Origin of the sequence: Parafrankia sp. EAN1pec, assembly GCF_000018005.1 — a bacterium.
Taxonomy (GTDB): Bacteria; Actinomycetota; Actinomycetes; order Frankiales; family Frankiaceae; genus Parafrankia; species Parafrankia soli.
Genome location: NC_009921.1, coordinates 8974940 through 8982042, shown reverse-complemented (window position 1 = coordinate 8982042; position 7103 = coordinate 8974940). Strand labels below are relative to the sequence as shown.

At 71.7% G+C, this 7103-nt stretch carries 6 protein-coding genes; all 6 read left to right on the top strand.

Going from position 1 to position 7103, the window contains the following annotated elements:
• The first annotated feature begins 1036 nt into the window (after positions 1-1036).
• The 6 genes from rpmH (at position 1037) to FRANEAN1_RS36655 (ending at position 6805) form a co-directional block, all read left to right on the top strand.
• Positions 1037-1174: a 50S ribosomal protein L34 gene (gene rpmH, locus FRANEAN1_RS40250; RefSeq protein ID WP_020464714.1), complete on the top strand. Its 138-nt coding sequence runs from the start codon at positions 1037-1039 to the stop codon at positions 1172-1174.
• A 32-nt stretch (positions 1175-1206) separates the two neighbouring features.
• Positions 1207-1572: a ribonuclease P protein component gene (gene rnpA / locus FRANEAN1_RS40245; protein WP_020464713.1), complete on the top strand. Its 366-nt coding sequence runs from the start codon at positions 1207-1209 to the stop codon at positions 1570-1572.
• Positions 1569-2075, top strand: coding sequence for a membrane protein insertion efficiency factor YidD (gene yidD, locus FRANEAN1_RS36670; protein ID WP_020464712.1), 507 nt, complete (start codon positions 1569-1571; stop codon positions 2073-2075). The genes rnpA and yidD overlap by 4 nt, the downstream gene beginning before the upstream one ends.
• A gap of 12 nt (positions 2076-2087) precedes the next feature.
• Positions 2088-3473, top strand: coding sequence for a membrane protein insertase YidC (gene yidC / locus FRANEAN1_RS36665; protein ID WP_020464711.1), 1386 nt, complete (start codon positions 2088-2090; stop codon positions 3471-3473).
• A gap of 246 nt (positions 3474-3719) precedes the next feature.
• Entirely contained in the window at positions 3720-4313 is a 594-nt protein-coding gene (locus FRANEAN1_RS36660) for a R3H domain-containing nucleic acid-binding protein (RefSeq protein WP_020464710.1), read from the top strand.
• Between the two features lie 152 nt (positions 4314-4465).
• Complete coding sequence (locus FRANEAN1_RS36655) at positions 4466-6805, top strand: hypothetical protein (RefSeq protein WP_020464709.1); 2340 nt, start codon at positions 4466-4468, stop codon at positions 6803-6805.
• Positions 6806-7103 lie beyond the last annotated feature (298 nt).

Here is a 7103-nt window from a genome sequence, read left to right as displayed (position 1 = left end):
GCTGGCACTGTGGTCACTTTGCGTCGGTGGGCGTCAGCTGTGTCGGGCCGGCGACACTGCCGACCGGCGGTGGTGCGGTCCCGGCCGGTGGTGCTGTGCCGACCAGGCGGTGGTGCTGTGCCGACGACAGTGCCGTGCCGGCGACGCCGTTGTGCCGGCGGGACCTGGCCGCTCGGGTGGACGCGGCCCTCGGCCGACGACGCTGTCGGGCGGGCTCATCGGGGACGGGTGCCGCCGGTGGTTCAAGTCTGGTTCGTGTCCGGTTCGTGTGCTGGTGGTCGAGAGGTTCCTGGTGGTTAAGAGGGTGATGGTGACAGGATGCGCGACTGTTGTGTAGCCGAGGATTGTTCCGTGTCGCCGCGGTCGATGGACGTGGACCCCCGGCGCGAGGGCACCGGACCCGCCGGGCGCGCGGGCGGCGTGCTGCTCCTCCGAAGGCGGTTCTCCACATCGTCGTCCACAACCTGTGCATGGACATGACACCGCATCCGGCGTGGCGTCGGCGACCGGCCCACGAAGTGGACGACAGTCGCGCGGACCACTGGGCGGACCACTCTAGGGGGTGCGCCGGCGAGACCGGTCGGTGATGGTGCCCCCACCCGCATGATCCCCCGCCTGTGGAGTCCGCCAGCGTCCGCCCATGAAGTCCGCGTGGTCGGAGGAGTGGCAGGCGGTTCACAAACCGGGTTGTGGACAGAAAGCCAGACGTTAACAGCCCCCCGGGGCACCCGATCCAGGGTGCCCCCACGGTGTCCGTCCGGCAACCTTGTCGTGGCCTGTGGTCCGGACGGAGCCGGCGTTGGTGGCATCGTGTGTAGGCTAGGGCGAACCACGGCGGCGGTCGGCTCGTGGGCCTGGCTTTGCGCTGGGTCTGATCTCGCGGGCCTGACCTCACGGACGTGGGCTCTGGCGACAGGTCTCCTCGACTGAGGGCTCCTGGCGGTCGGCTGCCCGGGTTCTGGTCCCGTCACCGAGGTTCCAGCCACGACCGGCGTCCAGCCGGTATCCCGCCCGCCTGTGTCTCCGGAGTTCTCACGTGAGTAAGCGCACCTTCCAGCCGAACAACCGCCGGCGGGCCCGCACCCACGGGTTCCGGCTCCGGATGCGGACCCGCGCGGGCCGCTCCATCCTGTCCGCCCGTCGCAGTAAGGGCCGCAGCCAGCTCTCCGCCTGACGGCGGAGTGAGCGCGCCCGCCGCCGTCAGTCATGCTCCCCCGGGGCTCCCGAGTTCGTACCAGGCAGGAACACGCCCTTGTCGGGCGCTCCGGCCGGCGCGTTCGGGCAGGGTCAATCGTTGTCCACAGTGTGCAAACCGATGTGGACGGCCCGCCTCGAGCCGGGTTCGTCGTCGGCCGCCGGGTGGGTAACGCGGTGGTGCGTAACCGCGTCCGCAGGCGGCTGCGCGAGCAGACGCGCTCACGGCTGTCCTCGCTGCCACCGGGAACCGCTGTCCTGATCAGGGCGTTACCCGATGCGGCGGGTTCGTCGTCGGCCGATCTCGGCCGTTCACTCGACTCCGCCTTTCGTACCGTCCGCTCCCCGCGCCCCCAGCGATCGGCGCGGTCGGGATGAGCGCGGTCGCCGGCGTGGGCATCGCGGTCGCCGTCTTGGCGTTCGTCGACCTTGTTCTCGTCGCGATCGCGACGTCCGTCAGGTTCGCCACGCTGGCCAGGACGTCCAACGGCGCGGTGCGCGGCCCGCTGGCGTGGACCCTCGCCGCGGCGGTCCGGGTCTACCGGGCCGGCTGGTCGGGGCGGAACGCGGGCTGTTGCCGCTTCGAGCCGTCCTGTAGCGCCTACGCGCTGACGGCGGTGACCCGCCACGGCGGCGTCATCGGTGGTCTGCTGGCCATCCGCCGGTTGTTGCGCTGCCAGCCGCTTTCCGCGGGTGGTTACGACCCGGTGCCCGGTGAGGCGCCCGGAGGGTCCGTCGATCCCGGCACCGGTCGGTGCCGGACGGCCTCGGGTCCGGTGGGCGCCGTCGACGCCGGCACGAGGCACGGGCATGGCACTGCGTCCCTCCACCGGGGGACGCGTTCCGAGATCGTCGGTTCCCGTCGCGGAACGCGGGTGTGAGGAGACAGTCTGGTGTTGGATCCGCTTTATCATCTCGCGGCGAACGCGATCGTCTTCTTCCACAAGGGATTCGGGCCGATCTTCGGCGCGGACAGCTTTTTCGCGTGGGCGTTCTCGGTCGTTCTGCTCGTCATCTGCGTCCGGATCCTGATCTTCCCGCTGTTCGTCAAGCAGGTGAAGTCCCAGCGGACCATGCAGATGATGCAGCCCCGGATCAAGGAGATCAAGGAGAAGTACGGGCACGACAAGCAGCAGATGCAGCTGGAGATCATGAAGCTCCAGAAGGAGCATGGTAATCCGCTGCTCGGCTGTCTGCCGATCCTCCTGCAGATCCCGCTGTTCATCTCGCTGTTCCACGTCTTCACCCACCTCGCCCCGATGAACGAGGGCCCCGGCGGCTCGCTGGTGTGGCGCCCGCGGGTCGGCCTGTCCGCCGACCAGGTGGAGCAGATCGCCAGCGCGAAGCTGTGGGGCATCTCGCTGTCGAACTCGTTCGGTTCGTCCCAGGAGTCCCTGGACTTCCTGGGGGCCAACGGGACGCACGCCAAGATCCTCGCGGTTGTGCTGATCGTCCTGATGGGTGCGACGACGTTCTTCACCCAGCGCCAGATCATGGCGCGGACGGGGCCGGTCGATCCGCAGCAGGCGATGGTCCAGAAGATCCTGCTGTACGGCTCGCCGCTCATGCTGGCGATCTTCGGATTCCGGTTCCCGATCGCCGTGCTGCTGTACTGGCTGACCACGAACCTGTGGAGCATGGGGCAGCAGTTCTTCGTCATCAAGAAGATGCCGCCGCTCAAGCCGCTCGGTGCGGGCGGCAAGGTGCCCGGCGCCCGGACGGCGCCGACTGACAACGCCGTCGTCTCCCGGCCTGCCCCGGGTGCCCGCGCGGGCGCGAAGTCGAAGAGCCGTCCCCGTCCCGCCACGACGTCCCTGACGAAGGGCGCGGATTCCGGCGCTGGCGGCCAGGCGGCGGGTGAGAACGGGCGAGACTCCGGTTCGGGGGTCTCTGCCGGCTCCGGTGAGCGCGTGTCGAGCGCCCCGCCCGGAACCCGCTCCCGCTCGGGCTCGTCCGCCAGCAAGCCGAAGACCCCGGCCAAGGCAGTCGGATCGAAGGCCACGCCCAAGGCCACGACACCCAAGGCCACGACGGCCGAGGCCGCCGGCGGCGCGGGGAAGGCGGCCGCCACGAGCGAGATCGCGGACTCCGGCCGGGAAACCACCCCCGGTTCGGCGACGGCGGCAGCGGGCACGTCCCGGTCGAACGGTGTCGCGGAGTCGGAGGGCGCCCCCCGATCCACTCCGCCGCCGGTTCCCGCGGGGATGCGCCGCGCCCCCGGTGGGTCGCGGCCGGCCAAGCGCCGGGGGAAGGGCAAGCGACCGGGCGGGCGTCGCTGATGAGCTGGCGGTTGCCGCGCGCGGCCAAGCGCCCGGTCGCCGCCCGGAGGCCTGGCCCGGCATCGGTCCCGGTCCCGGTCCCGACCACAGGCATCGTCCGGGCTGGACGGCCCGTCCGGCCCGTCCGGCCCGGACGCCCCGGTTCGTCCCGGGTGGTTGCCCCCCGTAACCGTCGCGCTGACCCCGCGGCGCCCGGACGTCCCGTACGCTCGGCATCGCCGCCCCCTTTCCCCTGGAGTAACGCTGATGACCGGTTCGGCACCTGACCTGGCCGTGGAAGGACCCGAGGCCAACGAGGACGGCCCGACGGCCGGGGCCGACACGACCGCGGTCGAGGACACCACGAGCTCGAACGGCTCGAACGGCTCCGACGAGCGCCGGCTCGCCGACCTCGAGCAGGAAGGCGAGATCGCGGCCGACTACATCGAGGGCCTGCTCGACATCGTCGACATGGACGGCGACCTCGATCTCGACGTCGAGGGCGGGCGTGCCGTCGTCGCCGTGGTCGGGGACGGGCTGGACAAGCTGATCGGGCCCGGCGGTGAGACCCTCGAGGCGCTGCAGGAGCTGACCCGGCTCGCCGTGCTGCAGAAGACGGGCGTCCGCAGCCGGCTCATGCTCGACGTGGGCGGTCACCGCGCCCGTCGCCGCATCGAGCTGCGGAAGGTCGCGACCAACGCCGCGGAGCGGGTCGTCGACACCGGCGAGCCCCAGAAGCTGGCCGCGATGACACCCTTCGAGCGCAAGGTCGTGCACGACGTGATCGCCACGATCGACGGCGTGCGCAGCGAGTCCGAGGGCGAGGAGCCCACCCGCCGGGTCGTCGTTCTGCCTGACTGACGGCCGTGTACCGTCGCCGGAGCTTGTCCGGGGCAGGGAACCGACCGCGGATCTGACGCTCGCGCACGGTTCTGACACCGTGCGCGGCCGTGATGCCGTGGGCGCCCGCTGCTCTGGACGTCGGACGCACGGCGAGGGGAACGAGGGCGTCAGTGGTGCTGCCGAGAGTGGGCGGGCCGCCACCGGAACCGACCACGACGCCCGTGACCATCCCCGAGACGCCCGTGACCATCGCCGCCGAGCTCGGTGGGCTCGGTGGGCCGGCTGACCTCGGCGGTATCGGCGAACACCCGTCCGCGGCGAGCGGGCCCGCGCTGCTGGAACGGGATTCCGCGTCCGCTGACCTCCCTCCCCGGGCCCGGCCATGGGGCTGGCTGCGACTCCGGGCTCAGTCGCGGCGGTGGGCCCGGAGGGCTCGGCCGCGGCGGTGGGCCTGGTCGCGGCTGTGGCTGCCGGGATTCGTCGCGCTCGCGCTCATCGCTCTCGTGGTGCTGCTACGCGCCTACCTCGACCGACCGTTCTGGTACGACGAGATCTGGCGCGGGCATTTCGTCAGTGAGCCGGTGGGCACCCTGTGGTCTGAGCTGGCCGCGGCGAACACGCCGTCGGCACTGGGATGGCTGAGCGTCACCCGGCTCTCCGGGGATCTGTTCGGCTGGCACAGCTGGGCGTTGCGGCTGCCGGGCTTCGCCGCGCTGCCGGCGCTCGGCGCGCTGACGGCTGTTCTCACCCGGCGGTTCTCCGGATCCGTGGCCGCCCTGTTCGCGGTGTGTTGGCTCTGCCTGAACGCGACCTTCCTCGACCTCGCCACCCAACTCAAGCCGTACACGATCGAAACCCTTGCCGCGGTCGCCGTCGTCCTGCTGTGGATTGGCCCGGCGCCCGGTTCCGGAATCGGAGCCGGAGCCGGCTCTGAAGCAGGCGGAGCCGACTCCGGAACCGGCGGTGTCCACAGCGGCGGGGACGCCCGTCCGCCCGTTCGTCTCGGCTCGGTTGACCGTGGTCGTCTCGTCCGCCGGACGGCAGCTGGCGTGATCTCCCTGTTCTCCGTCCCGGCGATTTTTCTCGTCATTCCGCTCGCGGTGATGGACGTCCTGCCCGGCCCGGACCGGCGGCGGAGGATCGCCGAGACGCTGCCGAGTGTGGTGCTCGTCGCCGCGCACACGCTTCTCTTCATCGGCCACCAGTCCGCGCAGCGCGCCGGGGGCTACTGGGACACGCAGTTCCTGGCCGGGCGGGACCCCTGGCAGGCCGTGAGTTTCGTCGCCGAACAGCTGTGGCGGTTCGGCACCGGCTCACCGCCTGGGATCGACCAGTTCGATCCCAGTCTGGTGCCCGGATTTGTCGATCTTCCGGGGTACCTGCCGGGGCTGCTGGCCCCCGCGATCGTCCTGCTCGGGGCGACCGGCGCCGCCGCGCTCGCCCGCCGGTCGGACGGCCGCCGCGTGCTCGGCGCTCTCGCCGGGGCGGAGCTGCTCATGCTGGGCGCGAGCGCCGCCCGATTCTGGCCGTTCGGGCCGACGAGGACGAACCAGTTCGTCGTGCCGATGTTCATCCTGGTCGTCGTGGTCGGTGGGGATCGCGTCATCCGCCTCGCCGCCCGCCGGGCGGGTCGGGCCTGGCACGCCGTCCGCGGTACGGGTGCCGTACCGCCCTTCTGCTCGGATGTCCTGCCGGTCTCCGGCTTGGGCGTCGTGCCCGCCTCCGACTCGGGTGCTGTGCCGGCCCCCCGTACGTCGCGAGACCCGGAGGTCACCGACGCCGCCGACGTGACGGCCGTTCCGGATCACCCGGATAGTCCCGCCGATCCGCTCGTCCCGCATGTCCTGGATGTCGGGCGTGCCCCGGCCGCCCGGTGCGTGGTCGATGCGGGCGGTGCGGTGGCGGTGATCCTGCTCGTGGTCCTCGCGGCGGGCGTGGCGCTGTCGGGTGCTGTGTCCGGTGACAGGCTTGTCTGGGAGCGGCGGGATCGGATGCGCGGCCTCGACCTCATGGTGGACGCGGCGGTGGCCACCCGGCGGCTGGTTCGTCCCGGGGATCTTGTCGTGGTCGGCGGTCGGCTCGCCCGCCCGGGCTGGATCTACGCGATGGAGGTCAGCGCGGACGCCCCCCGGGCGCCCGAAGGTCTCCCCCGGCCCCGCGTGGAGCGTGCCCCCGGAACCGCCGTGGGCGCCGCGGCCGGGACCGGCGCCGGAACCACCTCCAGGACCGAGTCGCCCCGGGTGGTCCGTGCGGAGACCGTTTTCGTCGATCCCGGCCTCCGTGATTCCGTGGGCCGGCTGGTGCCACTTGCTGTGCAGCTGGAGAGGCCTCGCCGACCCGGACGCCTCGTCGTCTTCGTCTTCGATATCGATGCGGGCGCGATGGCTCCGGGGCTGGCGGCGTTGCGGGATGAAGGCTGGTGCCCCGGTGAGAGCTGGCGATTCCGGCTGACCGGTTCGGTCACGGTCTACTCCGACTGCCCGAGGACTTCAGCCGCGAGCCGCGGATGATTTACGGGAAACGTCGGCCCGAGCCGCTTAGTTCCTGGCACTGAATTTCCGGCACAACGCCTGTCCGACGCATTACTCGACACGCCTCGGCCCGGTCGGCGTGGCCAACTGAGTCGACCGGGCACCGCTATGCCTGGATCGGTGACTCCGTCCGACCGGAGGGCGGGCCAATCCCCAACGCCTCCCCCGCGGACCTGATGCCCCCGCCGGGTTCCCGCCGCGGGCCCGCTGACGGCTGTGGCCGTCCGGATTCGTCGCTCGCGCTGGCCGGACATGTTGGGCTCCGCAGACCTTGGCC

Coding starts and splice junctions, on each gene's coding strand:
- rnpA (WP_020464713.1), top strand. CDS start 1,207: ATGCTCCCCCGGGGCTCCCGAGTTCGTACCAGGCAGGAACACGCCCTT.
- yidD (WP_020464712.1), top strand. CDS start 1,569: ATGAGCGCGGTCGCCGGCGTGGGCATCGCGGTCGCCGTCTTGGCGTTC.
- FRANEAN1_RS36660 (WP_020464710.1), top strand. CDS start 3,720: ATGACCGGTTCGGCACCTGACCTGGCCGTGGAAGGACCCGAGGCCAAC.